The following is a 26,974-nucleotide window of genomic DNA, read 5'->3' on the forward strand; positions in this document are numbered from 1 at the left end:
TGTCTCAGTGGGCCTTCATGTCCATGCGGACCGGCCCCTCGCCACCGGACGAGGACGACCCGGAGCCCGAGCCCGTCACGGAGACAGTCCCGGTCTTCTCATCGGCCATGGCGGCCTTCTCGAGGGCGGCCTTCTCCATGGCCAGCTTCATCAGCGCGCTCTCGTCGGCGGCGCGGCGGGCCTCGCGCTCCTTGTAGCGGCGGATGGCCGGGGCCATGATCTCGCCAATGAGGCCCCGGTAGTCCATGCCGGCGCCCTGCGCGATGAGCACCAGGTCGCTCCACCCCGGAGTCAGACCCGGCAGCGGGTTGCACTCGATGAAGTAGATGCGGCCCTTGTCGTCCATGCGGAAGTCGATGCGCGCCACGTCGCGGCATCCCAGCGCCATGAACGAGCCACGCGCCGCCGCCCTCAGCTTCTCCAGCAGCGCGGGCTCCAGCTTCGCCGGCGCGTCGTAGCGGATGCGATCCGTCCAATCCAGCTTGTGCTCGAAGCTGTAGATGGGCGTCTTGTCCGCCTTGTCCAGGAAGACGATCTCCATGGGCGGCAGCACGCGCGGCCGGCGCTCGCCCAGCAGGCCCACCGTGAACTCACGCCCGCCGATGTACTCCTCGATGAGCGCCGGCTGCTGGTACTTGGTGACGATCTCCTTCACCACCTCGCGCAGCTCCGCCTCGTTGTGGCAGACGCTCTTGCTCACCACGCCCTTGGAGGAGCCCTCGGCCACCGGCTTCACCATCAGCGGGAAGTTGGTGAAGTCCTTGTTGAGCCGCTCCTTGCCCGTGTGCATGAGCTGGAAGTTGGGCGTGTGGATGCCCGCCTGGCGGACGATCTTCTTCGCCAGCGCCTTGTCCAGCGCGATGGAGAGCGTGGCCGGATCCGAGCCCGTGTACGGGATGTCCAGCAGCTCCAGCATGGCCGGCACCTGGCTCTCGCGGTTGCGGCCCTTGAAGCCCTCGGCGATGTTGAAGACGATGTCCAGCGGCGTGCTGGCCAGCACACTGGGCAGCTCCGCGGTGGCCTCCAGGTCCACCACCTCGTGACCCCACGAGGCGATGGCCTCGCGGATGGCCTGCAGCGTGGTGGGCGAGTCGTACTCGGCCTCGCTGTCCTCCACCGCCTGGCCGTCCAACGCCGGCTTCACGCGCTTGACGTTGTAGGTGAAGCCCACGCGCAGCGGGCCCGTCTTGCGTGCCGGCTTGCCCTGGCGCTTGCCGTCCTTGATCTTGTAGCGCCGCGCCGCGCTCTGGATGATGGCGTTGACCACCCCGTCCAGGTGCACGCCCTCCAGGGCCGCCGCGGCGTAGATGCCGGCGCCCGGCTCCAGGCTGGGCAGCGCGTTGATCTCCAGGAAGTACGGCACGCCCGCGTCGCTGAGCCGGAAGTCGATCCGTCCCAGGTCCCGGCAGTCGAGCGCCTGGAAGATCTTCGTCGACATGGTGCGCATCTCCTCGGCCACCTTCGGAGGAATCTTGGCCGGGGCGCGCACCTTGACGGCGTTCTCCTTCTTCGTCTTCAGCTCGTAGTCGTAGATGGCGTACTTGCGGCCGGCGATGGCGGCCGGATCGATGTCGTACTCCGTCGGGCTGAGCACGCCGTCATGGTCGTTCTGCACCGCCGCCAGGTACGGGACGGTGATGTCCGTGCCACTGATGAACTCCTCGACGAGCACCCCGGCCGGGTAGCGCGCCAGGGCCTGGGACACCTTCTCGCGGGCCTGCTCCAACGTCTCGGCCACCGAGTCCTGGGTGATGCCCTTGGAGGAGCCCTCGAAGTTGGGCTTGATGATGACGGGGAAGCGCAGGTCCTCGGCCTTGAGCTCGTTGAGCTTCTCGACGAACTGCCAGCCCGGGGTGCGGATGCCGTGCTTGGAGAGCACCAGCTTGGTGAGCTGCTTGTCCAGCGTCACCGCCAGCGCGTACGCGTCCGAGCCGGTGTACGCGAAGCCCAGCTCCTCGAAGAGCGCCGGGAAGAAGGCCTCGCGGAAGCGGCCGCGGCGGCCCTCGGCGATGTTGAAGATGAGGTCCGGGCTGTAGGCCTCGAGCCGCGCGACGGTGCGGGAAGCCGGGCCGCTCACCTCGAAACGCTCGAGCCGGTGGCCGAGCCGCTCGATGGCCGAGGCCAGCGTGTTCACCGTCTCTTGAGTGTCGAACTCCGCCTCGTCTTCCGAGTCGGACAACCGGAGGTTGTACGTCAGCGCGATGCGCAAGGCTTTCCCCTTCTGGACTTCTTGAAATGGCGGATCCGGCGAAGCCGGGCCGCGGACAAGAATCTGCCTGGGACGCGAGCGGGCGTCACAGGTGTGCGTGCTGCAACCGTTGCTCCGGCGACGACCTTCCCGTCCACCACCTGCGTCTGGGCCCACGTGTCCCCCAGCCGCCAGCCGAGCGGATCCCTCACCACGCGCAAGGCCTCCACGCCGCCAATCACCACGAGGCCAGCGAGGCCCGCCACCAGCCCGAGGGGCGGAGGCATCATCCCCAGCAGGACGATGAGGGCCAGGGGCGCGTTGCGCAGGGTGCTGTCGCGGTGGCGGGCGGCGGACTGCGTGGGCAGGTGCATCACCTTCACGCCGAAGATGCGCTTGCCCACGCTCTGGCCCTGGAGCATGCCATCGGCCAGCAGCAGGAAGAGCAGCGCCACCACCTCGCCGGCGGCGCCGCACACCACGCACAGGCCCCAGGCCACCGCCACGTCCACGATGCGCGCGCCCAGCCGCATCCACAGCGAGGCCTTGGGATAGGGCGAAACGGGCTGCTCATCCCCGCCGTGGACCACGCGCAGGCCGGGCCGGCGGGGGTTGGAGAAGACCTGATGGGAGGGGTTCACTCTTCGGGCTCCAGAATGAGGCCCCGCTCGGGGCGCTCGGGCTCGTCCAGGCCCGCGAGCTGCGCGAGCCGCTCATGGGCGCTCACCATGCCGGGAGGCCGCTGGTACGAAGAGGACGAGGCGGCGGCGTTGCCGGTGAAGTCCGGCGAGGCCACCAGCTGGGCCGTGGGCGAGCCCGTCTCGGACATCTGCCGCAACCGGCCTCGCGCGCCCTCCACGTCCTGGGCGGCGGGATCTCCCTCGCGGGTGAAGAAGACGAAGGCCATGGCGGGACGCTTGGAGGACTCGCGCATGGCGAACTGCACCCCATCCAGGGTCCAACCCCGGAGGCTCCATTCATTCACGGTGCGCTCGAGCGTCCCCTCGTCCACGGTGGACAGCTCGACGACCTTGTATTGCAGGGGCCCCGCGGGCCGTACGGCGGCGGCGGGGATGGCGGTGCGGGCGGCACCCGGGCGCTTGCCAGCGCGTGGGGTGCGCCGGGCCGCCGGGGGTGCCGCCTTGCGAGTTGGGGGCCGTTTCTTCTTGCGAGTGGCCATGTGCCGATTCTGTAGAGACGTCGTGCCCGACCGTCAACCGAGCAGCTTCGCGGCTTCCAGCGCGTGATAGGTAATGATGAGATCCGAACCGGCGCGCTTGATGGAGGTGAGAATCTCCAACATCAGCCGATCTCCGTCGATCCACCCGTTCTGGGCGGCGGCCTTCACCATGGAGTACTCGGCGGACACGTTGTAGGCCACCACCGGCACGTCCACGCGCTCGCGCACCCGGTGGATGACGTCCAGGTAGGACAGCGCGGGCTTGACCATGATCATGTCCGCGCCCTCCTCGAGGTCGAGGTCGGTCTCCTTGAGGGCCTCGCGCACGTTGCCCGGGTCCATCTGGTGGGTGCGGCGATCGCCGAACTGGGGCGTGCTCTGGGCGGCCTCGCGGAAGGGCCCGTAGAAGGCCGAGGCGTACTTGACGGCGTAGGAGAGGATGGGGACCTCGGTGAGCTTCACCTCGTCCAGCGCCGAGCGGATGGAGGCCACGCGCCCGTCCATCATGTCCGAGGGGGCGATGATGTCCGCGCCGGCCTGGGCGCACGTCACCGCCATCTGGGAGAGCAGCGGCAGCGTGGCGTCATTGGCGACGTGGCCGCCCTCGATGATGCCGCAGTGGCCGTGGTCGGTGTACTCGCACAGGCACACGTCGGCGATGACGAGCATGTCCGGGAGGGCGTTCTTGATCTCCCGGATGGCGCGCTGGACGATGCCCTCGCGCGCGTAGGCCTGGGAGCCCTGGGCGTCCTTGTGATTCGGGATGCCGAAGAGGAGCACCGCGGGCACGCCGAGCGCATGGGCCTGCTTCGCCTCGGCGACGGCATGCTCCACCGAGAGGTTGGAGATGCCGGGCATGGAGCTGATGGGGCGGCGGATGTCGCGGCCCTCGACGACGAACAGCGGATAGATGAAGTCCGAGGGCGCGAGCGTGGTCTCGCGCACCATCTCACGGAGGACCGCGCTGCGTCGCAGGCGGCGGGGTCGGTGGATCGGATAAGCCATGTGCCGACGGTATAAACCGTTGGCGGGCCCCGGAAAGGAAATCTCGTGATAGGGCCGCTCAGACAGCAGCCAGGCGCCAGCTCTCGTCGAGCCAGCTGCGCTGCCTGGACATGCGAGCGGCCATGCGTTCGGCGAGCTCCGCCTCGTGGACGGCGCGGGCATAGCGGGTGCGGGCCGCCTCGGTGTTCTCGCGCAGACAGCGCTCCGCCTCCGCCAGCTCCCGGCGCGCCGCGTACAGCTCCTGCTCCATCATCTTGATCGTGGACATGGGGTGTTGCCTCCTGTGCACCAGGGCTTGTGCATACGGCGGGCCATGCAGGTGTGCCTCGCAAGGGCGCGAAACCACGAAGGTCGGAAAAATTGGGAGCTCCAAGCACCCGGAAAAAAGGTGCGAACCGCATTTCCCGGGTGCGCAGAAGCGCTCGCGAGCGGCCAGGACACGGGCTCGGGTGCTGGCTTGTGTGGCGTGCAGGGCAATCGCGCGCCGGGCTCCGTCGTAGAGTGCGCATCGTGCCAGCCATCGAAGTCATTGGACTCCGTAAGACCTACCGGCGAGCGTTCCGCGCCGGACACGAGGCGCTACGGGGTGTGGACCTCTCCGTGCCGGAGGGCAGCGCGTTCGGGCTGATCGGCCCCAACGGCGCGGGGAAGACGACGTTCATCAAGAGCATCCTGGGAATCGTGCAGCCCACGGAGGGGACGGTGCGGGTGCTCGGCGGCTCTCCCGAGGATCCAAAAATCCGTGCCCGGATCGGCTACCTGCCCGAGCGGCTGCACCTGCCGGGCTCGTGGCTGGCGCCGGTCTTCCTGGGGACGGTGGCGGGCCTCAAGGGACTGAAGCCGGACAAGGCCGCGAACCTGCGCCTGCTGGAGCGGGTGGGACTGGGGGACGCGCTGGACCGGCGCATCGGCGGATATTCGAAGGGCATGCGGCAGAGGCTGGGGCTGGCGGCGGCGATGCTGGGCAGCCCGGATCTGCTGATCCTCGACGAGCCCACGGACGGAATCGATCCGATGGGCCGGGTGGAAGTGCGGCGGATCCTCCAGGAGGAGGTGCAGCGCGGCACGACGCTCTTCCTCAACTCGCACCTGCTGGCGGAGACCGAGCGGCTGTGTGATCGGGTGGCGATCCTCGGGAACGGCAAGGTGCTGCGCGAGGGGCGGCTGGAGGAGCTGGCGCGGGGCGGGGCGCGGTGGGTGGTGCGCTTCGCGCCGGGAGCGGACGCGGGCGCGCTGGGCGCCGCGGGCTTCACGGCGGCGGGCACCGAGGGCCAGTACCACGTGGAGGCGGCGGACGTGGCGGGGCTGAACGCAGCGCTGGACAAGGCGCGGGCGGCGGGAGCGCTGCTGATGGAGCTCAAGCGGGACGGGCAGGATCTGGAGAGCGTGCTGGCCTCGACCATGGGGGTGGCGGCATGAACGGCGTGCTGGGAATCGCGGGGTACGTGTTGCGTGAGGCGTCCTCGCGCAAGTTCATCCTGGCCTTCTTGCTGGGCGTCACGGGCGTGCTGGTGACGCTGTCGCTGAGCCTGAAGATCGAGGTGGTGGACGGCGCGCTGGCGGCCTCGAGGCTGTTCGGCGAGGTGATGGACATCAACATCCGCGCGGTGGATGTGGCGCTCAAGCCGGTGTTCATGGCGGCGGCGGGCATCGTCTTCTACGGGGGCATCCTGTTCGGCATCGTCTCGTGCTCGGACTTCGCGACGAGCCTGCTGTCGCCGGGCCGTATCGAGCACCTGCTCGCCCTGCCCTTGCGCCGCTGGCACATCCTGGCGGGCACGTTCCTGGGGGTGATGTCGCTGGCGCTGCTCGGTTCGCTGTACGGCTCGGTGGGGCTGGTGCTCATCTTCGGAGTGAAGACGGGGTACTGGACGATGGGGCCGGTGATTTCAGCCCTGCTGGCGTGCGTGAGCTTCGCGGCGGTGTACTCGGTGATGCTGACGACGGCGACGCTGATCCGCAGCGCGGCCCTGTGCGCGGCGCTGGGAGGCATCACGCTGGTGGCGGGAATCATCGCGGGCTTCCGGACGAAGATCGCGCCCTTCATCGAGGAAGGGATGAGCCGGGAGCTCTTCAAGGGAGTGACGCTGGTGCTGCCGAGGCTGTCCTCGCTGGCGAAGGCGGGAATGGACCTGGCGGCCTCGACGGCGCTGGGAGTGCAGTCGCTGACGATGCTGTTGGCGGGAGTGTTCGTGTTCGGGCTGGGCGTGCTGGCCCTGGGCTTCTGGTGGTTCGAGGGGAGGGATTACTGATGCGGCAGCGGCGTCGTGGACTGTGGCTGGTGTTCGCGGTGGTGCTGTTCGGCCTGGCCGCGTGGCTGATGCTGTCGGGACAGGGCGAGGAGGAGGCCCCTCCCCCGCCGAAGGTGGCGTTTCCGAACCGGATGAGGCCAGCGGAGCGCGAGCGCATGGAGAAGCGGCGCACGTACGTGGCGCCGGTGGTGGACGCGGGCACGGTGGCGCAGCAGCAGCCGATCCGTCCGAGCGATCCGGTGCTGGCGGCACTGCCCCGGGGCAAGGGGAAGACGGCGGTGGTCATCGAGGCCAACGCCATCCGTCACTCGCCCATCGGGGAGATGCTGCTGGAGTGCCTGATGAACCGGGAGGGCGCGGAGCTGGAGCGGTTCAAGAAGGAGACGGGCGTGGACCCGTTCCAGGACCTGGACCGGATGGTGCTCACGGATGACGGGGTCATCCTCTCGGGCAACTTCGGGGACGATCGCCTGAAGAACCTGCTCAGCAGCCGGGGCTCGACGAACTACGACTACGGGGACAGCGCGAGGCTCTTCGAGCCCCAGAACGAGCGCACCCTGCCGGACGGGAGCGTGGAGAGGCGGCGGAACGGGCCGCAGGTGGGCCTGTGGAACAACCAGATGCTGGTGTTCGGCCGCTCGGCGGATGGAGTGAAGCAGGTCATCGACCGGGTGGAGGGCCGCGGTCCGGACGAGCCGCCCGTCATCTCCGAGAGCAGCACGTACGGAGAGATGTACGGGGTGATCTCGGCGGAGCAGCTCAAGAAGCTGTTCCCGAAGGAGCAGCAGGAGTTGGCGGCGCGGCTGGCCGAGGTGGCGGAGAACGTGGAGCTGCACGTGGACGCGAGCTCGGACTTCGCGATGACGGCGCAGGTGAAGGGGCCGGACGCGGCCAAGGTGACGGACCTGGGCAAGTCGCTCGGGGGCGCGCTGTCGCTGGCGCGGATGCAGGCGCAGGCCGAGGGCAAGACGGAGATGGCGCAGCTCCTGGACTTCGCGAAGGTGCGGCCGGACGGCGACGAGTTCAAGCTGGAGCTGGCGGTGCCGCTCGAGGCCATCAAGCAGCAGCTCGCCTTCTGCCGGGAGCAGCAGAGCGCCCAGGACGCGAAGTCCCAGGAGGCCAGCCCCACGCCGTGACAACGCACAGCAAGTAGTCGTGGGGAGGGGACTTCGCCCAGGCAAGGAGCCCGGCGGTTGATCTCAGGCCACTGAGAATCGGCCGCCCCCTTCTATGTGGGAAACCTGTTAGACAGCCCACTAAGCCCCCTGGACGTTGATGCTATCTACCTGCGCCGCACCCGATATGTAGCTCCGGGATGAGCGCCTTGTCGTCAGCCCGGAAAATGGCCGGATGCCCTCCGGCCCGTGTGATCCCACTAACTGGGCGGCGCTAGAGCAACGTCGTTTTCACATGGGTTCCCCAGTCGAACACCGGCCTCGGTACAACTTTGGGGACCACGTTCGCACGGGTTAGGCTACAAAGATGGCGACGTTTACGGACCTGGGCATCCTGCACCACTACTTCATGCAGGCCTCGATCATGCGCGAGTTGGTGAAGGCGTGCCAAAAGGCAGGGGCGCCATGGTTAGAGGTTCTCGATGAACTGCCGGAGAAGAGCGAGTTCCGCGACCAATTGGTGGCCATGGAGTTCATGAGGGTCATCAGCATCTGGTACGCGATGCTCTACGTTGTCATCGAGGGGTACCGCGAACTGAAGCTGGTGGACGGCCAGTTGGACTCGCTCCTCGCGAGCAAGAACGTCGACCAGCTCCGCCTCTACAGGAACGCGCTGTTCCACTTTCAGAAGAACTACCCCGAATCGCCCAAGGTCTTCGGCGTCCTGAACAACGAGGCTTTCCCAGACTGGGCGAAGCGCGTCCATCGCGCCTTCGATCGCTTTTTCAGCGAGAACTTCAACCAGAAGTTGATGGAGTTGGATCCGGAGACGCTAGACGACGCCGAAGTAGACGACGGCCTACGTGAGTCCTGGAGAATCGCCCGTGCGCTTATGTTGAAGGTCCGTGCTCGACATACTCAAGGAGGACCATCGGGAGAAGAGCGTTGAGCCGGACGCTCATGGTCGTGGGCGCTTAGTCTCGTTTCGGTGCATCTGGGCTGGAGGCGTGCCGCCGTACCAGCCCGCTCTACGCTCCTGGCCAAGTCTGTCTACCTGCGCCGCACTTGGAGCGGTAACGCAGTAAGGCCTCATGCCAGAGGTGTACAACATTCATGTCCGGGGGCTTAGTTAGGGCACCCTTTAGTCGTCATTACAGCGCTATCCATGCCGATTCGCAACGTTCTACTTATGCTCTCAAGCCATGCACCGCCACCACCACGTGAAGAGGTTGCATGGCACGTCCGAACATCCAAGCAGGCGAAATATACCTACCTCGTCACGACAAAGGAGCTGACGGGATTAGTTCCTGGGGAGAGTTCGGTGGCGTTCTATGGCGATGCTGACCTCAACAACACATACCTCGGCCGAGGATTGTTCCACAGGTACCTTCCGCTCAACTCAAGCCCTGGATTGGAAATCCTCTCGAATCATGCGCTGTACTCTCAGCGTGGCTATCCCACAACAGCAAAAGGGCTGATCGCACTCTCAAACATCATCGCCGCAGAACGCGATGAGTTGCTTGAGAGCCTCAACGGAACGATTGTCCCCACCAAACTCCCTCTGCGGTTACGCAACATCCCCAAGGGGCAGGCACGCGCCCGTATCTACTTCCTAACCGAAAAGCCTCTGCCTTATTAACTTGGGAGGGAAGCAAACAGATGCCGAACTCTTTGAGTGATCTAGAACTTACTGCGACAGTAGAACGTCTCTTCCCCGATCTGGAGCGAGTTTGGGCGGCTGAAGTAGGCATGCAGGCCAAAGCAGAGGAAGATGCCGACCATTTAGCCGTCGAGACACTCCGCACCGTATGGAATGAAGTCATTCAGGAAGTCTTTGGTAAACTAGACATGAATCCCGCCTCTCTGAAGGCAGCAGGATTTCCTAAAGCAACTGACCCGATCCAGTCCCCGATAAGTCTGTTAGAACCGTTGCATCTTGAACGTCATGAACCGACTCACACCCAGGCCCTACGATTCCTGCTGGACCCGAGTGAATCGCATGGTCTCGCTCAAACTGCACTCTACGCACTGCTGAACACCATCACGTGGCGGCATCCCGAGAACAAGCAACTCACGACAGCAGCAAAGCACGCAACAGTCGTCGAGGTGCAAGCCGAGCGGGTCACATGGTTACCTGTGAGTAGCGAAGGAAAGGCACGCAGACCAGAAACAGACCTATGGCTTGAAATGAGTGGCGAATCCGACAAGATCCTGCTCGTGATCGAGAACAAGGTCGACGACGTAGTGCGTGAGGGACAACTTGAGGCCTACGAAGAGGCAATCGCACTCCGGCTCAAGCGTCTGGGCGCTGGCTGGACGGCACTTCGCGTCTTGCTCTCTCCAGATGGGCTCGGGGACGGTGCATGGCGAGGTCTCAGCTTTCTGGACTTGGCTGGTGCATTCTCCGCAACCCTTCATGGCACCGGAACGGAAGGCGAGGCCTTTTTGCGGTTGTATATTGCCAGCATTCTGCGAGGTATTTATGGGCTTGAGTGGCGCGAGGCCCCCAACAGGGCAGAGCAAGTGCAACTCGTTCAGTATCTAGAAGCTCAGCGGGAGGTGGCTAGGTGAACGTGTCCATCGGGCAGTGTTTCCGTTTCTACGTCGATCACTTTTCGGACATGGAGGCACTTTACAACCTGGGCTACCTCCCCCCCGCCAGCGTTCCACAAGAAAAGTGGAAGAAGGTGCGCGATGTCATCAACAAAGCGAGTTCCCAAGCCACGAGTCTTCTGAGAAGTGGCGCCACCGAGTTCATTAAATCCTTGAACCTTAGGGGCGTTCGCTATGCTGCACCTCAAAACCAGCGAAATACACTCACCCGAGACTGGAACCTCCGAATTTATCTCTACTCGTCGGATTACAACGCCTTTGCGGAAGCAGGGCTTGCCATTAACGTTCCACAAAATGGCCGAGCCGAACTCTGCCTGTGGATAGCATCCTGGAGTAAATCAAAAGCAATACAGCGCGAAGTAATACATACACTTCAAGACAAAGGAATAAAGACAGCAAGGGCCGCAGATGCCAAACATTGGCCTGCACACTATGTCTTGATTGATTCCCTGGAGCTAGCAGTCGACGTAGGAGTCAATGACTGCATGCAATGGGTGACACAGATAACCCAGCAAACTCTGATTCCATCCTGGAACGAACTCCACCTCACATTAACCTAATTGCTCGGATAACATCTTCCTACTCCACCATCGCGCTGACCTCGCGTGAGAAGGCCTGCTCGTCATCGGCGTGGATGACGAGCGGGGGCAACACGGTGAGCCCGGTGGGCGCGCCCTTCACGGCATGCATCAATACCAGCTTCGCCGGGCGCCCTACGCGGGAGTGCACCATGCGCGCGGTCCTCGGCTCCAGCTTCGCCGCGTGCAACACGGCCATCAGCTCCGACAGCCGCGAGGCCGGGTACACCACGCAGAAGCTCCCGCGTCCCCTCAACAGATACGCCGCCGAGCGCGCCACGTCCTGCAGCTCGCAGGAGATCTCGTGCCGCGCCAGCGCCTTCTCCATGTCCGTGCTGATCCTCCCCTGCTCCCGCGCCCGGTACGGCGGGTTGCACAGCACGTAGGAGAAACCGGCCTTCGGGAACAGCAGGTCCACGCAGCGCAGGTCTCCCCGCACCAGCGACACCTCCCGCTCGCAACGGTTGAGGTGCACGTTGCGCTCGGCGAGGGAGAACAGGCGCGGTTGTAGCTCCAACCCGGTGATGCTCCCGCAGCCCAACCTCCGTGCGAGGATGAGCGGAATGATGCCGCAGCCGGTGCCCAGATCCATCAGCCGGCCCCGCACCGCTCCGGCCTCGAAGACGGCGAAGTGCGCGAGCAGCACCGGATCCAACGTGAAACGGTAGCCCCGGCGGCGCTGGAGCACCTTCACCTCGCCCCCGCAGACGGAATCGAGCGTCTCCCCGGCCCCGGGGCGAAGCTCGAGCGGCATGCGCTGGGGCCACTCCAACGCTTCTGTCAGCAGGGCACCCACCCGGAACCCTAGGCCTCCGGATCGAGGAACAGGAGTCCCGCTGGCGGCGCGGGCTCCACCCGCAGCGTCTTGGGCGGCAGCGACTGCGCCGCCTCCATCACCGCGCGGACCTCCCACAACGGCGGAGGGTTGAGCGCGAAGCCCACCTGGAACGTCCCCGCGTGGACGCCTCGCACCAACGAGTCCAGCCCCTGCACCGCGAACACCTGCGGGTGTCCTGGATCCTCGGGGTCCTTGATACCCAGCACCGTGCGCAGCACCAGCGCGTTGAGCAGCGCCAGGTCCAGGCTGCGCAGCGTCGGATTGCGCGGCGCGGCCTTCAGGTGCGCCAGGTCCAGACCCTGCCGGAAGCGCAGGATCTTCCCCCGCCCCCCGGGCAGCACCATCAGCACCGCGTGGTGTCCGCGCACCAGCGTCGCCAGCCGTTCGTTCGCCAGGGACACGCCCCGGGGCGTCGTCAGGGGCTCGTCCAGTTCGTAGATGCGCGCGTACGCCGTCACGAGCGTGAGGAAGGTCTCCTCCTCGAAGGTCTCCAGGCCCTGGATGGCGCGATGCACCGGCTCGAAATGCAGGCCTGGATCCGACAGCGGCACGACGGCCGCCAGACTCGGCCTGCGCTCATCCAGCTCGGCCAGGGGACGCAGGGGCGCTTCGTCGAGCACCGCCTGGATGCGCCGGGCCACGGGCGAGGGCTCGATGCGCCGCAGGGACACCGGGGAGTCCTCGAACGTGCCCTGCCACACGGTGCTGCTGAGCTCGGCCGCCTCGGCCAGCAGGGCCCGGAGTACCCCATGGTCGTCCGCGGCCAGCGTGACGGTGGGCTCCACCTGCGCCGAGCGGGGCCGGTAGGGCTCGTGCTCCAGCGGCTCGGCGGCGTCCGGCGCCAGGCCACACAGGAGGAAGCGGACCGGAGGCCCTCCGAGCCGGCCCGCGGAGCTGTACACCTCCGCCAGGTACAGGGCCGGGCGGGTGTCGCGCAGGACGGAGCCCGCCTGCCTCAACCGGTCCAGTTCCGCCGTGGGATCCACCCTGTCGAGCAGGGGGCGGATGAAGGCGGAGCGGGGCGGAGCGTTGAAGGGACAACCATCGTCATCGGCCGCCAGATGCGATTCGAGCGAGGGAAGCAGGGCTGAGAACGGGAGGACGCGGGCCATATGTGAAAAAATGGGGACCCGCTTCCCCGCCCGCCACGAAGCCCTCTCGGGCGCCCGGCAGGCGAGCTACCACCACACGCAGCGGTAGGGCTTGGAGCGCGTCGAGCCGAGAACGAGCGGGCCCGGACGCTCGGCGGCCTCCTCCCAGAGGAGGCTCACGGTGGCGATGGCCCCCGCCGAGCCGAGGAAGGACAGCACGTACGGGGTGGGCTGATTGAAGCCAAGCACCAGTCCGGACAGCAGCAGCACCACCGCGCCCACGCCCACGCCGAAGATGTCCGCTCTCAATATCTGCCCGGGGCTGGGATCGAATTTCATCGTGGCCAGCGCGAGCGCCGTCGCGCCGATGCCCGGGGCGATCAGCAGCGCGTCCGCCCACGTCTTCCCGGAGACTTTCGAACCAGAGAAGTGCATGACGGCCAGCAGCAGCGCGCCATAGATGAGACCCCACCCGCCTCCCGAGGCCACCAGCATGCCGTCATCGAGCGGCAACTGGCCGCCGGCGATCGTCGCGGTGAGCCACGCGCCCAGCTCGGCGCCCACGAAGGAGGCCCAGGCCAGCGCGGTCGCATCGCGCGTGAGCATGTCCATGAAGCCGGCGGCGAACATGCCTCCGATGATGGAGTTGCCGATGCCGAAGTAACCCATCGGCTTGCCGACCCAGTTGTAGAACTGCCACCACGCCGACGAGCCGAACCCGAGCCCCGCGCCGATGAGTGTGCCCGCCAGCATGGCCTCGCGGGAGCTGCGCTCGGAGCTGAAGCCGTTGGCGATGCCCTGGGTGAAGAAGCCGCCCAGTGCCCCCATGATGGAGTGATGCAGGATGAAGGACAGGCTGCCCGGCCCGGAGAGGAACGCGCCGTAGCGCGGTTGGCCATCGAGGATGGCCCCGTTGATCCTGGGCTCGTCGGCGGCCGGAACCGCGGCGGGTGGCAATTGCCCTTCCTGGGTGAGTGGCGCCTGGGGCCCGGTGCGCAGGTCCGGTGGCTGCTGCACCGGCGCATCGGAGGCGTACTGCGCGCGGGCCACGCCCGGCACGGCGAGCAGGAGGACGGCGGCGATGCACAACCAACGGGTCATCGGGGACACTCGAACCACTCCTTGTCCGGACTCGGAGTCATTAGACCCTCACCCCCGCCCTCTCCCAGAGGGAGAGGGTGGACAGTGCACCACCGGAATGTTGACTTCCGCGCTCCCGGCGGCGAGACCCGGGTTTCCCTCCCGCTCCGGCATCCCTAGACCGGACGGGTACATCACGAACCCAGGAGCGCCATATGGGCACGATGAAGTTCGAGGTCCCCCACTCCCTCCCGAAGGACGAGGCCAGGAAGCGCGTCGAGCAGCTCCTCAAGTACTGGACGGAGAAGTACGGCGTGAAGGCCGACTGGGCCGGGGACGGCGCGAAGGTGATCGGCAAGGTGATGGGCATCAACCTCGATGCCAACTTCACCATCACCGACGGCGCCATCCAGGGCGAGGGCACCGACCCCGGCATGCTGCTGCGCGGCCAGGCCAAGTCCTACCTGCAGAAGAAGTTCACGGCCGCGCTCGATCCCACCAAGAGCGGCGTCGACGACGACAAGGGCCTGGCGTAGCAGGCTACAGCGGTCCCTCCTCCAGCGCGGCGAGCGCGTAACGCGCCGCGCGGGAGATGGACTCGGCCGAGTCCGGCAGCTCCGGGTAGTGACCGGCCAGCTGGCGCTGGGGGAAGCGCAGTTGCGAGATGGCGTTGCGGTAGTGGCGCCGCGCCGCCTCGTTGTCCTTCAGCCGCTCGTGCACCTGCGCCATCAGGTAATGGCCGATGGCCAGCGAGGGCTCCAGGAAGAGCGCCTTGCCCAGCTCCGCGCGGGCCTCGGCGAGCTCTCCGGCCTGCAGCTCCGCCAGTCCGCCGAACACCCGCGCCTCCACGCACAGCGGCTCGCGGTTGATGGCCTGCGCGAAGGCATCCCGCGCGTCCACCACCCGCCCGCTCAGCGAGTAGATGTTGCCCAGGGTGAGCAGCGCGTCCAGGTGGCCCGGCTCGTCCGCCAGGAGCTGCTCCACGGTGGCCACCGCGGACACGAAGTCACCGCGCTCGATCATCCGCACGGCCGCGTTCAGCCGCTCGCCCGGAGCCAGCATCAGCGACCACGCGGGCATCTCGCTCCCGCGCGTGCGGCCCGCGTCGGCTCCCACGGCGGAGGCCTCGAGTGACTTCCGGGGCGGATCGGCCACCGTGGCCGCGGGGTTCGCCACCTGGGGTGCCTCGGGAGCCCTGACGGGCACCTCCACCGTCTTGCGCGGTGCCGGGCCGCCCGGGGACACCGGGGGCACCTTGGAGGACGTGTCGAGCGTCGTCTTGAGGGCGCGGGTGGACGGGAGCAGCGAGGAGGTGGACTGCCCCTTCGTGTTCCCGAGGCCGATGGACGTGCGCGGCGGCAGCGGCTTCACGGGCCGCCGGTAGACGAAGGCGCCTTCCATCTCCACCATCTCGAAGCGGTCGTAGACCTTGAAGAGACTCTCCGAGTAACCCAGCAGCAGCAGGGCCCCGGGCCGCAGCGCCGCGAGGAAGCGATCCATCAGCGCGCGGATGGTGGGCAGGTCGAAGTAGATGATGACGTTGCGGCAGAGGATGAGATCCAACGACTCCGGCTTGACCTTCTCGAAGACGGGGACGGCGAGGTTCTGCCCGTCGAAGCGCACGTAGTCCTTGAGCGAGGAGACGATCTCGTACCCGTCCTCCACCGGCCGGAAGAAGCGCGTGCGGCGATCACCGTGCATGCCGGCCACGCGGCGGGCCGAGAAGCGTCCCTGCTTCGCGGCCTCCACCGCGGCGAGGTTCAGGTCCGTAGCCCACAGGTCCACCTCGATGGGGAGCGCACCCTGCTCGGCCAGCACCATGGCCAGGCTGTAGGGCTCCTCGCCGGTGGCGCAGCCCGCGGACCAGATGGAGATCCGGCGGTTCTCCCGCCGCGCCTTCCACAGGGCATCCGGGAGGATGCGGCTCTCCAGCGCCCGGAACTGCTTGGGGTCGCGGAAGAACTCGGTGTGTCCCACCGTGACGAGCGGCAGCAGCGCCCGCAGCTCGTCCTCCGCGGAGCGCAGCAGCTTCACGTACTCCTCGGCGTTGACGATGCCCACCACGGGCATGCGCGTGGACAACGCCAGCCGGAGGCTGTGGTAGCCGTCGGGAGTAATCTTCAGCCCCGCCCGCTCCAGCAGGAGGGACGAGAGTTGCTGCAGGGCCTTGGAGGTCACCGTCAGCATGACTGTACCCACTGCACGAGGGTTGGTCCGATCTGCTCGAGTGGCAGCACTTCCTCGGCGGCCCCGAGGCGCACGGCCTCCTTGGGCATGCCGTACACGGCACAGCTCGCCTTGTCCTGAGCTATTGTCCGCCCACCGCGTTCCCGGATCTCCTTGAGTCCGCGGGCACCATCGCGGCCCATGCCGGTGAGGATGACGCCCAGCACGCGCGTCCCGAAGGACTCCGCCGCGGACGTCAGCAGCACGTCACACGAGGGCCGGAAACCCCGCACCGGAGGACTGGGATCCAGCACCAGCCGCCCCTTGGGACGCACCACCAGGTGCGAGCCCGAGCGCGCGATGTAGACATGGCCGGGCACCATCTCCTCGCCGTCGGTGGCCTCCACTACCTTGAGGGGCGATTCGGAGCCGAGCCATTGGGCCAGGCCCTCGGTGAAACCGTGGCTGATGTGCTGGCAGATGCACACCGGCGCGGGGAAGTCCTTGGGCAACATCTTGAGCACCACGGAGAGGGCCTTGGGTCCTCCGAGCGATGAGGCGATGGCGACCAGGGGGTACGGCGCCTCGGTGGGCGCGGGCCGCACGTTCAGCTTCTGGGCCTGCACGGGGCGCGACACGCGCACCTCGGCGAGCAGCATCAGCTTGCGGCCCACCGTCTGCCAGAAGTCGATGCCGGGCTCGGCGGGCCGGTCCACCACGTCCACGGCCCCGAAGGCGAGCGCCTGGAAGGCCTCGGCACCGGAGAGCACGCCCGGGTGGAGCGCGAGCACCGGCACGGGCCGCTCCGCCATCACCCGTTGAATGGCCTTGAGTGCGTCCTGTCCGGACAGGTCCACCACGACCACGTCCGGATGCAGACGTTGAACGCCCTCGAGGGCCTCGGAGAACTCGCAGACGTTGCCGGCCGGAGCGAGCACCACTCCGTCGAACAACCCCCGCGAGGCGCTCCGAAGCACCTCGCCCACCAGCAACACACGATATGCGGACGCGCCGACGTCCAAGCTTCCCCCTCGCCTCGCTTCAGGTCAGACGATCGATGGTCTGCGCCAGGCTCTCCACGCCCAGTTCGCCCTTCACCAGGTACGCATCCGCGCCGGCCTCGGCCCCGCGCCGTCTGTCTTCCGGCGACGCGAGCGAGGACAGGATGATGACGGGAATGCGGGACAGTCCCACGGTGGACTTGAGCCGCCGCGTGAGCGAGAAGCCGTCCAGCCGGGGCATCTGCACGTCCGAGAGGATGAGGTCGTACTGCTGCGACTGGGCCTTGAGGTAGCCCTCCTCACCGTCCTGGGCCTCGTCCACGGTGTGCCCCAGCGCCTTGACGAGCGCGGACTCGGTGGCACGCGCGATGGGCGAGTCGTCCACCAGCAGCACCCGCAGGCGCTTGGCGGCCTGGCCCTGGGTGACGGGCCGCGCCATGCGGCGCACCTCCGTCATGATGTCCGGCACGTGCAGGAGCACGGCGATGCGGCCGTCCTCCAGCGCGGCGGTGCCTGCGATGAAGGCGGCGCCCTTGAGGAACTCGCCTCCGCAGGGCTTCACCGCCACCTCGCGCTCGTCCACGAAGCCGTCCACCACGAGGGCGGCCAGGTCATCGCCATGACGCACCACCACGGCGGGCGGCTTGTCGAAGCGGTTGCCTCCGTTGACGCCGAGCAGCGGTCCCAGGCCCACCAGCGCGGTGGGCTTGCCGCGGTGCTTCACCGCCAGGGTGCCGAAGACCTCCATCCGGTCCTCGGGCTTCACGCGCATCACCGCCACCACGTCGGCGGCGGGCATGCCGTAGACGTCGTCGCCCAGGCGCACCAGCAGCACCTTCATGAGGGCCAGCGACTGCGGCAGGCGCAGGGTGATGGCGCTGCCACGGCCCAGGCGGCTGACGATGCCCACCGAGCCGCCCAGCGACTCCACCTTCTTCTTCACGACGTCCATGCCCACGCCGCGGCCGGAGATGTCGGTGATCTCCTGGCGGGTGGAGAAGCCAGCGCGGAAGACGAGCTCGATGGCCTCGCGCTCGGAGAGGGCGGCGGCCTGGGACTCGGTCAGCAGGCCCTTGCGCACGGCCACTTCCCGCAGCTTCTGCGGGTCCATGCCGCGGCCGTCGTCGTCCACCTCGATGCTGAGCATGTCGCCGTCGGCGCGCACGCGGATGCGCAGGCGGCCCGCGGCGGGCTTGCCGAGCATGCGGCGATCGTCGGGCGTCTCCAGGCCGTGGTCCACGCCATTGCGCAGCAGGTGCACCAGGGCGTCACGCACGTCGGCCAGCATCGAACGATCCACGCCGAGGTCGGCGTTCTCGATGACGAGGTCCACTTCCTTGCCCTGGGTCCGGGCGATGTCACGCACGGCGCGGGGGAAGGCGTCGAAGACGGTGGACAGCGGCACGAGGCGGGCCTCGGCCACGTGGTCCGCCATCATCGACAGGTTGCCGTGCAGCGTCTCGATGCCATCCCCATTGCGGCGCACGAAGCGGAACGCGTCGTCGCGCAGCATGTGCAGGTCGCCCTCGATGCGCTCGAGGTCGTTGCGCATCGAGTTGGGGACCGCCAGATGCTCGGCCAGCTTGAGGAAGCGGTCGCCCAGGCGCGAGAAGCGCTGCAGCAGCGCCTCGGCCTCGGACGCGCGCAGCCGGCCACGCGCGCTCTCCACCAGGAGATCTCCCGCGAGCAGGCCGAGCGAGTCGAGCACCTCGACGTTCACGCGGATGCTGCGATCGGCGAGCGCCTTGTGGGAATGACCCTCGTCGTGCTCGGCCTTGGCGGCCTTGGCGGGGGCCGGAGGTGGAGGTGACACCGCCGCGGCGGGCGGAGGCACATACACGGGCTCGGCGTGCTCCTCGATGGTGGCTTCCACCACGGGGACGGGGGCCGCGGGCACCACGGGGATGGCCGTGTGCGAGGGGGCCTTGGCGCCCCCGATGGCCGGAGGCGCGTGCCCGGAGGCCGCGGCGAGCGCCTCGACCATCTCCTGCGAGGCCGGGGTACCCGACTGGGCGCCCTCGGTGTCCTCCAGGAGGTCCGAAATGGTGTCGCACGCACGCAGCAGGAGGTCCGTCGCCACTTCGGTGGCGGCCCTCCCGTCTCGCTCGGCGCGCAGCACGTCCTCGGCCGCGTGCGCGAGCTGGCCGATAGCGGCCAGGCCCAGCATGCGGGCCTCGCCCTTCATCGTGTGCAGCTCGCGCGCGACCTCGTCCGCCGCCTGATCCGCGGTGGGCTTCTCGAGATCGAGAATGCCCAGCTGGATCTTCTGGAGACGGTCGGCGCTGACCTCCTGGAACTTCGACAGGAGGGATCTCTTGAGGGACTCGGTGTCCATGACCAGAGGGCGTCAGGACGGAAATCCGCCCCGAGTTGCCCCTCCCGCTCCTGACTAGTCGGCCTTGAAACGCTTGATGAGCTCCGCCAGACGGCCGGCGAGCTGCGTGAGCTCGGCGGCGGCACCCGTGGCCTGCTTGGAGGCCTGGGTGGTCTGACGCGTCACGTCCTCGATCTCCGCCATGGAGGCCACCACCTGCTCGGTGGCGGTGCGCTGCTGCTGGGTGGCGAGGTTGATGACGCGGGCGGCGTCACTCGTCTCCTGCACACCGGCGAGGATGCCCTCGACGGCCTGCGCGGCCACCGCGCCCAGCTTCTCACCGGACTCCGTGGCCTCCTTGGAGGCATCCGCGGCGCTGCCGGCGGCGGCCGTGGCCTCGCGGATCTCGGTGATCAGGTTCTTGATCTCCTTGGTGGACTCCATGACGTTCTCCGCCAGGCGGCGCATTTCGGCCGCGACGATGGAGAAGCCCTTGCCCGCCTCACCGGCGCGGCTGCCCTCGAGGGCCGCGTTGAGCGCGAGCAGGTCCGAGCGGTCGGCGATCTCGTCGATGACCTCGACGACGGTGCCGATGCGCTCCACGCGCTTGGACAGCTTGGTGATGGAGTCGGCCACGGCGACGCCGTCGCTGCGGATCTGCTGCATGGCCTGGATGAACTCGCCGATGGCGCCCCGGCCCGCGCGAGCGGCACCCAGGGTCTCCTCGGCCACGCGCGCCACGCTGCCGGCGTTCTCGGCGATCTGCGCCGAGGCGTGCTTCAGCTCTTCCATGGTGGCCGTGGTCTCGTGGATGGCCGCGGCCTGCTCGGTGGAGCTCGTCTCGTGCTGCGTGGAGGCGGCGAGCACCTGGTTGGCGGACGAGGACAGGCGCAGGGCCGCCTCGTTGATCTCGCGAACGAAGGTGCGCAGCGTCTCGATCACCTTGCCGAAGCCCTCGAGCAGGGGCCCGAGCTGGGCGTCCTCGGTGGAGGTGTTCCACTGGGCCAGGTCACCCTCGCGCACCAGGGTGATGAGCGCGTCGATGGCCTGATCGATCTCCTGGGCGGCCACCTGCTTGCGGCGCTCGGAGGAGGCATGCCGGTCCAGCAGCTGGTTGAAGAGCTGGGCCAGGTCGGCGGCATCTTCATCCACGGCGTTCTTGGGAACGCGCGCCTCGAGGTTGCCCGCCAGCACCGCGATCACGGTGTCGGTGAGGGGCTTGAGGGAGCCGGCCTTCTTGGAGCGAGGGGCAGCAGCGCCCTCCGTCGGGACAACTTCGTTCTTCGTGTCAGCGGGGGACATTGCCTTCAGTGCCTTCCTTGAGCATTCAAGGTTTCAACAAGATCGATGAGCATCACGGGGCGTTCCTGATCGAGGAACACACCGACCGCATACGGTGCCGCGCCAGCCACGGCCGGCAGGCGCCGCAGGTCCAGGATGGGGACGGGGCGCACGCCGCGGATGGCGTCCACCTTCAGGTGGCCCTCCCCTTCAGGAGTCTCGAAGACGAGCGCGCGGCCGCCGCGCTTGAGCGGGCCGAGCCCCTGCACTTCCAGATCGTCCGGGTGCGAGCGATCGATGCGCAGCACCTGCTGGGCATCGGTGCCGTAGACGACGTCGCCGACCTCGAAGAAGAGGACGTCGACCTCGTTCTGCTCGGACTGCTCGGAGGATGAATGATCGTCGTAGATCATCGCACCACCGCCCGCTGCCGGGCGCTCTGGAGCAGCTTGGTGAAGTTGATGAGGGCGATGGCATCCTGGGGCGAGTTGCCACCGTGAACGCCGAGCAGGTGCTCGACGGCCGCATCCCCGCCCAGGGGAGGAGGAAGGATGTCGGCCACGGGAATGCGCCGCAGGCCGAGCACCGCGTCCGCTACCACTCCGACACGGTAGTTGCCGCTGGTGCCGATGAAGAGCCGGGTCCTGGCCCCGACACGGGCCTCCCCCTTGCCAAGGAAGCGCAGGAGATCCATCACGGGGAGTACCTCGCCGCGATGGCCGGTAACACCCAGGAGGAAGGACGGAGTTCGCGGAAGGGGCGTGAGGAGCCCGGTGCGAATGACCTCGAGGACATTCTCACTGGGGACCGCGAGGCGAAGCTCACCCACGCGGAAGCAGAAGAATTCCTGCTCGGGCCGGGCCTGGCCGGCGATGGCTCGGTCGGGCGCCTTCCGAAGCGCACGCTGAAGGGGAGTATTGGTCAAGGCGCCAAAGTATCCGGAGGCAAGCGAAGTGGGTCAAGGGTGGACCGAATCACATGGTCCGGGCCCACTCAACGGTGTAGGGTGACGGCAGTATTCCTTGAGGAGGCAGATGTCTCGCGTACTGGTCATCGATGATAGCCCGATGCTGGTGGAACTCACGGTCCGGGCCCTCTCCGCTGCTGGCTACCACGCCACCGGAGCGACCGACCTGGCGAGCCTCGACCTGAAGCTCGCCGAGGGGCCGTTCGCGCTCATCCTCATGGACGTGAACATGCCGGAGATGTTCGGCGACGACGTCGTCGAGTACCTCCGCACCCAGAAGCGGGTGACCTCCAAGCTGGTCCTCTACTCGGACATCGCCGAGGAGGAGCTGGCGGCCAAGACCCGGAACTCGGGCGCGGACGCCTACATCCTCAAAGGAGGCGGCATCGAGGCGGTGATCGGCGGCATCATGCGCATCCTGGGGGCTCCAACCGCCACCACCGTCAGTGCGGCCACTCCCGCACGGCCAGCAACAGCGCCCGCCGCCCCGGCCGCTCGCCCGGCGGGGACCACGGCGGCGCCCCGCCCGCCCGCGGTGGCTCCGGCGACCCGTCCCCCCGCCGCCACTCCGGGCCCCCGGCCCACCGGACCTGGAGTTCCCCAGGCGAATGTCGCCGCGCCGCCTCGCGTCGCCCCCGCGGCGGCTCCGGGTCAGGCGATCCCCGGTCCGCGCGCGCCCGTCGCGGGACAGGTGGCCCAGCCCCGTCCGGTGGCCCAGGCTCCAGCGGGCGCTCATCCAGCAACCGCCGCGGGAGCCCATCCGGCGGCTCCGCGCGCGCCCGTCGCGGGACAGGTGGCCCAGCCCCGTCCGGTGGCCCAGGCTCCAGCGGGCGCTCATCCGGCAGCCGCCGCGGGAGCCCATCCGGCACCGGCGGCTCCTCGCGCGCCCGTCGCGGGACAGGTGGCCCAGCCCCGTCCTCCGGTGGCGCAGGCTCCGGCGGGCACGCACCCCGCTCCAGCGGCGGGAGTCCAGTCCGCACCGACGGCTCCGCGCCCCTCCGCTCCGGCGGCCCCGGCGCATGCCGCTCCTCCGGCGACGGCGCCTGCGCGGCCCGCGGCTCCCGTCGCGGCGCATCCCACGGCTCCGGCGGCCCACGCCGCTCCGGCCCAGCCGGCTCCCGCCGCCGCACACGGCCCGGCTCCGGTCCCCGTGGCCCCTCAGGCGGCCGCGGCCGTCCAGACTCCCGTCACGCCCCCTGCCCCGGCGGCCCCTCCGGCCGCGGCGGCCACTCCGGCTCCAGCCGCGCCTGCTCCGGCTCCGGCCGCGCCCGCTCCGGCCGCGACGGGTGGATTCCCCTCGGCCGCGAAGATGGCGGCGGCCGCCGGAAGGAAACCCCGCATCCTCATCGTCGACGACAGTGAGATGACGGCGCGCATCATCGAAGCGGACCTGGTGTCCAAGGGCTTCGAGGTGCACATCGCCGACTCCGCGGACAAGGCGACGAAGATCATCCTGAAGAAGCAGACGCGCCCGGACCTGGTGCTGCTGGACGTGCGCATGCCCAACGTGAACGGCGAGCAGTTCTGCCGGTTCATCAAGAGCAACAGCCTCTTCAAGGGCATCAAGGTGCTGCTGTGCTCCGGCGAGAACGTCGAGGAGCTGCAGCGCATCTGCCGCGAGGCCGGTGCCGACGGCTACGTGCCGAAGGACGCCGTGCTGGGCCACCTGGTCGCGAAGGAGCTCCAGGAGTAGCCCCCGCCCTCGCCCCGAAGCACCTTCCGGCGGCGATGCGCGCCACCGGAAGCCCTCCCCCTGACAGGACCTACTTCAACGAGCCTGTCATCGGGCGTTCGCCGCGTTCTCCCGCTCCTCGAGCCCACGCGCGAAGTTGCCGATGATCAACCCCGGCCGGGCCGCCTTGAGCCGGCGCAGCAGCGTGCGGATGCCCACGGGCTCTCCGCCCGCGCCCTTGTCGCGCGCCACTTCCAGGTACTGGATGGGATCGATGCACAGTGAGCGCGTCTGCACCTGGTCCACCTTGTACTTCTTCACCAGCCGCTCCAGGGCCTTCACCTCGCCCTCGCGATCGGTGACGCCCGGGAAGAGCAGCAGGTTGAGCGCGAGGTACGCACCGCGTTCACGCGCCAGGGCAATGGACGCCTCCACGTCCTCCCAGCCGTACTTCACCGGCTTGTAGTAGGCCTCGTAGAGCTCCTTCGACGCCGAGTTGAGCGACACGCGGATGGCGTCCAGCCCCGCATCGAAGAGTGCCTCGAGTCCCTTCGTGAGGCTCGCGTTGGTGTTGATGTTGATGGAGCCGCGCGAGGTGCGCTCGCGCATGTAGCGGATGGCCTCGGCGATGAACTTCCACCGGGTGAGCGGCTCGCCCTCGCAGCCCTGGCCGAAGCTGATCATGGTGCGGCCCGGCGCGTTCTCCAGGTGATACAGGCCGATCTGCCCCATCTCCTCGCCGGTGGGCCCGTCATTCATGCGCTCGTGCGAGGCGGGAGGCCCATCCGCCGGCTGATCCGAGATGCACCCCACGCAGCGCGCATTGCACATCACCGAGGCGGGGATGGCGCCCTCGTCGCGCACGTAGAAGACGTTCTGCGAGGTGAAGCACCGGTACAGCATCGCGCACGTGGTGAGCTGCTTGAGCACGCGGTTGCCGGGGAAGCGCGCCAGATGCGCGTCCACGATCTTCTTCAGCTCGGGGGTGGAGTACTTCTCCGGATCCCAGTGCGAGCGCTTGTCGGTGTGGATGGCCCAGGCCACGGGGCCGTCCTCGCCCCAGGCGGCGGCGGTATAGGCCCACTGCGGAAGCACCGGACCGTCCGCCTTCACCTCGCCCGGGAGGAACGTCCGCGTGTAGCCGGGAGGCAACAGCGCGCCCACCGCATTGGGCACGAAGGTCTTCCCGTTCATCTTGATCTCGCGGACCAGCTCCAGCTCCCCGGTCTCGGGATCGATGCCCACGGGCAGCCGGCCCGGCAGGTGGACGAGCCGGCCAGCGGACGGCAGGGGGATGGGCTTGTCCTGCGGGGGAACGAGCTCTTCCCCGCTGCGCAACGTGGCCAGCAGATAGGGGTGCTCCATCACCCGCCCCTTCGGGTCCGCGAACAGCAGCTTCGGTGCCAAAGTCATGACCTCGTTAACTATCATTGCCGGGCGGACCTTTCGACGCGCCGCGCATTCACGAACCGTATGGTTCGCCGGATGGCGCCTTGCCGGACCGCGTCTTGACTCCCCCAGGGCCCCTGCCTAGGGTCCGCCCGCTTTTGCGTCCCTTATTGCGGACATTTCGGAGGCAGCTCAAGTGATTGTCGGAGTCCCCAAGGAGATCAAGACCCGCGAGTACCGTGTCGGCATGGTTCCGGCGGGCGTTCGCGCCCTGACGAGCGCGGGCCACACGGTCCTCGTCGAGACGAACGCCGGCGTCGGCTCCGGCATCCCCGACTCGGAGTACCAGCGCGTTGGCGCGCAGATCGTCCCGAGCGCGGACGAGGTGTGGAAGCGCGCCGAGATGATCGTCAAGGTGAAGGAGCCCATCGCGCCCGAGTACGAGCGCATCCAGAACGGGCAGATCATCTACACCTACTTCCACCTGTCCGGCGTGGACCCGGAGCTCACGCGCACCCTGGTGAAGAAGAAGGCGTCCGCGGTGGCCTACGAGACCATCCAGCTGGATGACGGCTCGCTGCCGCTGCTCAAGCCGATGTCCGAGGTGGCCGGCAAGATGGCCATCCAGGTCGGCGCCGCGTGCCTGGAGAAGGCGCACGGCGGCAAGGGCATCCTCCTGGGCGGCGTGCCCGGCGTGCGCCGTGGCCGCGTCACCATCATCGGTGGCGGCGTGGTGGGCACCTGCGCGGCCAAGGTCGCCGTGGGCATGGGCGCCGAGGTCACCATCATCGACATCAACCTCGAGCGCCTCACCTACCTGGATGACGTGTTCCTCGGCCGCGTGGCCACGCTGGCCTCGGACACCGAGAGCATCGCCAAGAGCGTGCGCGAGGCGGACATCGTCGTCGGCGGCGTGCTCATCCCCGGCGCCGCGGCGCCCAAGCTCGTCTCCGAGGCCCTCGTGGCCGAGATGAGCCCCGGCTCCGTGGTGGTGGACGTGGCGGTGGATCAGGGCGGCTGCATCGAGACGTGCGTCCCCACCACCCACGACAACCCCACCTTCGTGAAGCACGGCGTGGTGCACTACTGCGTGGCCAACATGCCCGGCGCGGTGCCGCAGACATCCACCTTCGCCCTCACCAACACCACCCGGCCCTACGCCCGGAAGATCGCCGACCTGGGCCTCGTCGAGGCCATCAAGGCCGACAAGGCCCTGGCCCGCGGCCTCAACACCTACAACGGCCAGGTCACCTACGAGGCCGTCGCCAAGGACCTCGGCTACAACTACATGTCCATCTTCGACGCCATCGGCGCGAAGGGCCGGTAGTAGTCTCCAGTAGTCCACACTGCGACACCCCGGCGGAGGGGTTGCTCCCAAATCAGGGAATAATTCTCACCGCCGGTTGTCTCCCGCCCGCTGGGGCAGCCGTGCAAACGGCGCCAGCGGGCTTTGTGTTGTTGCCCAGTCTGTTCCCGTGCATACATTGCCGGGTAGGTAACGACTCAATTGCCTGTAATTTCGGGCCTCTGGAAGGCGGGAGCATGCTGGACTTCAGGCAGAACAACCGGACGAAGCAGGAATTCGAGGAACTGGCGCTGGCCCACCTCGACCCGCTATACTCCGCGGCCCTGAGGCTGACGAAGAATGAGCGGGACGCCGAGGACCTGGTGCAGGACACCTGCATGAGGGCCTACCGCTTTTTCGACAAGTTCGAGCGCGGCACCAACATCAAGGCCTGGCTCTTCAAGATCCTCACCAACACCTTCATCAACCGCTACCGGCGTAAGGTGAAGGAGCGCAGTGTGGTGGAAGGTGTGGAGCGCGAGGCCGTGCACGAGCGCTTCGTGAGCCGGGACGCGACGGACTTCGCGGCCAACCCCGAGCAGTACTTCTTCGATCGTCTCCTGTCGGACGACGTGCTGCGTGCCATCGACGCGCTGCCCATCGACTTCCGGCTGGTGGTCATCCTCGCGGATCTGCAGGAGTTCTCCTACAAGGAGATCGCGGAGATCCTCGAGTGTCCCGTGGGCACGGTGATGAGCCGTTTGTTCCGCGGACGCAAGCTGCTGCAGAAGACGCTGCGCGAGTACGCGCAGGGCTCTGGCGTGCTGCGTCAGGAGGGGGCCGAGGCGGCCAACGAGGAGGGCACGGCCGCCGCGGGCTCAACAACGAGCCTCGATGATTACCGACGCAGGAAGAAGGTGGGGTAGATCGAGGTTGATGGCCCCGGAAATATTTCTTCA

Annotated in this window: 25 protein-coding genes and 2 pseudogenes; 12 read left to right on the forward strand and 15 right to left on the reverse strand. The window is 67.8% G+C overall.

Going from position 1 to position 26,974, the window contains the following annotated elements; all coding sequences use genetic code 11:
• Positions 1-4: 4 nt before the first annotated feature.
• The 5 genes from BO221_RS22295 to BO221_RS22315 are packed head-to-tail and all read right to left on the reverse strand — an operon-like array spanning position 5 to position 4,641.
• Positions 5-2,209: an ATP-grasp domain-containing protein gene (locus BO221_RS22295; RefSeq protein WP_073562506.1), complete on the reverse strand. Its 2,205-nt coding sequence runs from the start codon at positions 2,207-2,209 to the stop codon at positions 5-7.
• Positions 2,194-2,784, reverse strand: a complete 591-nt coding sequence (locus BO221_RS22300) for an RDD family protein (protein ID WP_233166234.1) — start codon at positions 2,782-2,784, stop codon at positions 2,194-2,196. Before BO221_RS22300 ends, BO221_RS22295 begins: the two co-directional genes overlap by 16 nt.
• Positions 2,785-2,825: 41 nt before the next feature.
• Positions 2,826-3,368: a hypothetical protein gene (locus BO221_RS22305; RefSeq protein WP_073562508.1), complete on the reverse strand. Its 543-nt coding sequence runs from the start codon at positions 3,366-3,368 to the stop codon at positions 2,826-2,828.
• A 33-nt stretch (positions 3,369-3,401) separates the two neighbouring features.
• Positions 3,402-4,373, reverse strand: a complete 972-nt coding sequence (hemB, locus tag BO221_RS22310; protein WP_073562509.1) for a porphobilinogen synthase — start codon at positions 4,371-4,373, stop codon at positions 3,402-3,404.
• A 58-nt stretch (positions 4,374-4,431) separates the two neighbouring features.
• Entirely contained in the window at positions 4,432-4,641 is a 210-nt protein-coding gene (locus BO221_RS22315; protein ID WP_073562510.1) for a hypothetical protein, read from the reverse strand.
• A gap of 242 nt (positions 4,642-4,883) precedes the next feature.
• On the opposite strand from BO221_RS22315, the gene BO221_RS22320 reads away from it, so the two are divergent.
• From BO221_RS22320 to BO221_RS53900, 7 genes are all read left to right on the forward strand, one after another.
• The gene (locus BO221_RS22320; RefSeq protein ID WP_073562511.1) at positions 4,884-5,792 is read left to right on the forward strand and encodes an ABC transporter ATP-binding protein; all 909 of its coding nucleotides are present in this window, start codon (positions 4,884-4,886) and stop codon (positions 5,790-5,792) included.
• The gene (locus tag BO221_RS22325) at positions 5,789-6,625 is read left to right on the forward strand and encodes a hypothetical protein (protein ID WP_073562512.1); all 837 of its coding nucleotides are present in this window, start codon (positions 5,789-5,791) and stop codon (positions 6,623-6,625) included. Before BO221_RS22320 ends, BO221_RS22325 begins: the two co-directional genes overlap by 4 nt.
• A complete protein-coding gene (locus tag BO221_RS22330) occupies positions 6,625-7,761 on the forward strand; it encodes a hypothetical protein (RefSeq protein ID WP_073562513.1) in 1,137 nt (378 codons plus the stop codon). The genes BO221_RS22325 and BO221_RS22330 overlap by 1 nt, the downstream gene beginning before the upstream one ends.
• A 346-nt stretch (positions 7,762-8,107) precedes the next feature.
• Positions 8,108-8,689 (forward strand): hypothetical protein, encoded by a 582-nt coding sequence (locus tag BO221_RS22335; protein ID WP_073562514.1) that lies wholly within the window; start codon positions 8,108-8,110, stop codon positions 8,687-8,689.
• A 216-nt stretch (positions 8,690-8,905) separates the two neighbouring features.
• Positions 8,906-9,379 carry a hypothetical protein gene (locus tag BO221_RS53895; protein ID WP_143195612.1) on the forward strand — a complete coding sequence of 158 codons (474 nt, stop codon included), beginning with the start codon at positions 8,906-8,908 and terminating at the stop codon, positions 9,377-9,379.
• A gap of 20 nt (positions 9,380-9,399) precedes the next feature.
• On the forward strand, positions 9,400-10,311 hold the full coding sequence (locus tag BO221_RS22340) for a PD-(D/E)XK nuclease family protein (RefSeq protein WP_083681269.1): 912 nt from the start codon (positions 9,400-9,402) through the stop codon (positions 10,309-10,311).
• On the forward strand, positions 10,308-10,913 hold the full coding sequence (locus BO221_RS53900; RefSeq protein ID WP_143195613.1) for a hypothetical protein: 606 nt from the start codon (positions 10,308-10,310) through the stop codon (positions 10,911-10,913). Before BO221_RS22340 ends, BO221_RS53900 begins: the two co-directional genes overlap by 4 nt.
• Before the next feature lie 19 nt (positions 10,914-10,932).
• Here the strand turns inward: BO221_RS53900 and BO221_RS22345 are convergent, their stop codons facing one another.
• The 3 genes from BO221_RS22345 to BO221_RS22355 all read right to left on the reverse strand — a co-directional run bounded on the left by BO221_RS22345 (position 10,933) and on the right by BO221_RS22355 (position 13,961).
• A complete protein-coding gene (locus tag BO221_RS22345; protein WP_073562516.1) occupies positions 10,933-11,685 on the reverse strand; it encodes a tRNA1(Val) (adenine(37)-N6)-methyltransferase in 753 nt (250 codons plus the stop codon).
• 50 nt (positions 11,686-11,735) lie between these two features.
• Positions 11,736-12,881, reverse strand: coding sequence for a DUF1015 family protein (locus tag BO221_RS22350; protein ID WP_073562517.1), 1,146 nt, complete (start codon positions 12,879-12,881; stop codon positions 11,736-11,738).
• A 66-nt stretch (positions 12,882-12,947) separates the two neighbouring features.
• Positions 12,948-13,961: a hypothetical protein gene (locus BO221_RS22355; protein WP_073562518.1), complete on the reverse strand. Its 1,014-nt coding sequence runs from the start codon at positions 13,959-13,961 to the stop codon at positions 12,948-12,950.
• Between the two features lie 194 nt (positions 13,962-14,155).
• On the opposite strand from BO221_RS22355, the gene BO221_RS22360 reads away from it, so the two are divergent.
• A complete protein-coding gene (locus BO221_RS22360; RefSeq protein ID WP_043395515.1) occupies positions 14,156-14,476 on the forward strand; it encodes a polyhydroxyalkanoic acid system family protein in 321 nt (106 codons plus the stop codon).
• Between the two features lie 4 nt (positions 14,477-14,480).
• On the opposite strand, the gene BO221_RS22365 is transcribed toward BO221_RS22360, so the two are convergent.
• The 6 genes from BO221_RS22365 to BO221_RS22390 are packed head-to-tail and all read right to left on the reverse strand — an operon-like array spanning position 14,481 to position 21,627.
• Entirely contained in the window at positions 14,481-16,127 is a 1,647-nt protein-coding gene (locus BO221_RS22365) for a protein-glutamate O-methyltransferase (RefSeq protein WP_073562519.1), read from the reverse strand.
• On the reverse strand, positions 16,121-17,128 hold the full coding sequence (locus BO221_RS22370; protein WP_198956160.1) for a chemotaxis protein CheB: 1,008 nt from the start codon (positions 17,126-17,128) through the stop codon (positions 16,121-16,123). The genes BO221_RS22365 and BO221_RS22370 overlap by 7 nt, the downstream gene beginning before the upstream one ends.
• Positions 17,129-17,147: 19 nt before the next feature.
• Positions 17,148-19,442 (reverse strand): hybrid sensor histidine kinase/response regulator, encoded by a 2,295-nt coding sequence (locus BO221_RS22375; RefSeq protein WP_073562521.1) that lies wholly within the window; start codon positions 19,440-19,442, stop codon positions 17,148-17,150.
• A gap of 54 nt (positions 19,443-19,496) precedes the next feature.
• On the reverse strand, positions 19,497-20,723 hold the full coding sequence (locus BO221_RS22380; protein ID WP_073562522.1) for a methyl-accepting chemotaxis protein: 1,227 nt from the start codon (positions 20,721-20,723) through the stop codon (positions 19,497-19,499).
• A gap of 5 nt (positions 20,724-20,728) precedes the next feature.
• Positions 20,729-21,115 carry a Frizzy aggregation protein FrzB gene (locus tag BO221_RS22385; RefSeq protein WP_073562523.1) on the reverse strand — a complete coding sequence of 129 codons (387 nt, stop codon included), beginning with the start codon at positions 21,113-21,115 and terminating at the stop codon, positions 20,729-20,731.
• Positions 21,112-21,627: a chemotaxis protein CheW gene (locus BO221_RS22390; RefSeq protein WP_083681270.1), complete on the reverse strand. Its 516-nt coding sequence runs from the start codon at positions 21,625-21,627 to the stop codon at positions 21,112-21,114. The genes BO221_RS22385 and BO221_RS22390 overlap by 4 nt, the downstream gene beginning before the upstream one ends.
• A gap of 109 nt (positions 21,628-21,736) precedes the next feature.
• On the opposite strand from BO221_RS22390, the pseudogene BO221_RS57635 reads away from it, so the two are divergent.
• Together BO221_RS57635 and BO221_RS22400 are read left to right on the forward strand one after the other, a co-directional pair.
• A pseudogene (locus BO221_RS57635) lies at positions 21,737-22,039 on the forward strand (response regulator); the annotation flags it as partial.
• An 819-nt stretch (positions 22,040-22,858) separates the two neighbouring features.
• Positions 22,859-23,362, forward strand: a pseudogene (locus BO221_RS22400) (response regulator); the annotation flags it as partial.
• An 87-nt stretch (positions 23,363-23,449) separates the two neighbouring features.
• Here the strand turns inward: BO221_RS22400 and BO221_RS22405 are convergent.
• The gene (locus tag BO221_RS22405; protein ID WP_073562524.1) at positions 23,450-24,754 is read right to left on the reverse strand and encodes a radical SAM protein; all 1,305 of its coding nucleotides are present in this window, start codon (positions 24,752-24,754) and stop codon (positions 23,450-23,452) included.
• A 172-nt stretch (positions 24,755-24,926) separates the two neighbouring features.
• Between BO221_RS22405 and ald the strand changes: the two genes are divergently transcribed.
• The gene (ald, locus tag BO221_RS22410; protein WP_073562525.1) at positions 24,927-26,057 is read left to right on the forward strand and encodes an alanine dehydrogenase; all 1,131 of its coding nucleotides are present in this window, start codon (positions 24,927-24,929) and stop codon (positions 26,055-26,057) included.
• Between the two features lie 215 nt (positions 26,058-26,272).
• The gene (locus BO221_RS22415) at positions 26,273-26,941 is read left to right on the forward strand and encodes a sigma-70 family RNA polymerase sigma factor (RefSeq protein WP_043395563.1); all 669 of its coding nucleotides are present in this window, start codon (positions 26,273-26,275) and stop codon (positions 26,939-26,941) included.
• Positions 26,942-26,974: the final 33 nt, after the last annotated feature.

The sequence above is a fragment of the Archangium sp. Cb G35 genome, assembly GCF_001896145.1.
GTDB classification, from domain to species: Bacteria; Myxococcota; Myxococcia; order Myxococcales; family Myxococcaceae; genus Archangium; species Archangium violaceum.

Bases quoted from the DNA above. Each gene is read 5' to 3' on its own strand.
- BO221_RS22305 (WP_073562508.1), bottom strand. From the start codon at position 3,368: ATGGCCACTCGCAAGAAGAAACGGCCCCCAACTCGCAAGGCGGCACCC.
- hemB (WP_073562509.1), bottom strand. From the start codon at position 4,373: ATGGCTTATCCGATCCACCGACCCCGCCGCCTGCGACGCAGCGCGGTC.
- BO221_RS22315 (WP_073562510.1), bottom strand. From the start codon at position 4,641: ATGTCCACGATCAAGATGATGGAGCAGGAGCTGTACGCGGCGCGCCGG.
- BO221_RS22325 (WP_073562512.1), top strand. From the start codon at position 5,789: ATGAACGGCGTGCTGGGAATCGCGGGGTACGTGTTGCGTGAGGCGTCC.
- BO221_RS22330 (WP_073562513.1), top strand. From the start codon at position 6,625: ATGCGGCAGCGGCGTCGTGGACTGTGGCTGGTGTTCGCGGTGGTGCTG.
- BO221_RS22335 (WP_073562514.1), top strand. From the start codon at position 8,108: ATGGCGACGTTTACGGACCTGGGCATCCTGCACCACTACTTCATGCAG.
- BO221_RS53895 (WP_143195612.1), top strand. From the start codon at position 8,906: ATGCCGATTCGCAACGTTCTACTTATGCTCTCAAGCCATGCACCGCCA.
- BO221_RS22340 (WP_083681269.1), top strand. From the start codon at position 9,400: ATGCCGAACTCTTTGAGTGATCTAGAACTTACTGCGACAGTAGAACGT.
- BO221_RS22345 (WP_073562516.1), bottom strand. From the start codon at position 11,685: ATGCCGCTCGAGCTTCGCCCCGGGGCCGGGGAGACGCTCGATTCCGTC.
- BO221_RS22350 (WP_073562517.1), bottom strand. From the start codon at position 12,881: ATGGCCCGCGTCCTCCCGTTCTCAGCCCTGCTTCCCTCGCTCGAATCG.
- BO221_RS22355 (WP_073562518.1), bottom strand. From the start codon at position 13,961: ATGACCCGTTGGTTGTGCATCGCCGCCGTCCTCCTGCTCGCCGTGCCG.
- BO221_RS22360 (WP_043395515.1), top strand. From the start codon at position 14,156: ATGGGCACGATGAAGTTCGAGGTCCCCCACTCCCTCCCGAAGGACGAG.
- BO221_RS22365 (WP_073562519.1), bottom strand. From the start codon at position 16,127: ATGCTGACGGTGACCTCCAAGGCCCTGCAGCAACTCTCGTCCCTCCTG.
- BO221_RS22375 (WP_073562521.1), bottom strand. From the start codon at position 19,442: ATGGACACCGAGTCCCTCAAGAGATCCCTCCTGTCGAAGTTCCAGGAG.
- BO221_RS22380 (WP_073562522.1), bottom strand. From the start codon at position 20,723: ATGTCCCCCGCTGACACGAAGAACGAAGTTGTCCCGACGGAGGGCGCT.
- BO221_RS22385 (WP_073562523.1), bottom strand. From the start codon at position 21,115: ATGATCTACGACGATCATTCATCCTCCGAGCAGTCCGAGCAGAACGAG.
- BO221_RS22405 (WP_073562524.1), bottom strand. From the start codon at position 24,754: ATGACTTTGGCACCGAAGCTGCTGTTCGCGGACCCGAAGGGGCGGGTG.
- BO221_RS22415 (WP_043395563.1), top strand. From the start codon at position 26,273: ATGCTGGACTTCAGGCAGAACAACCGGACGAAGCAGGAATTCGAGGAA.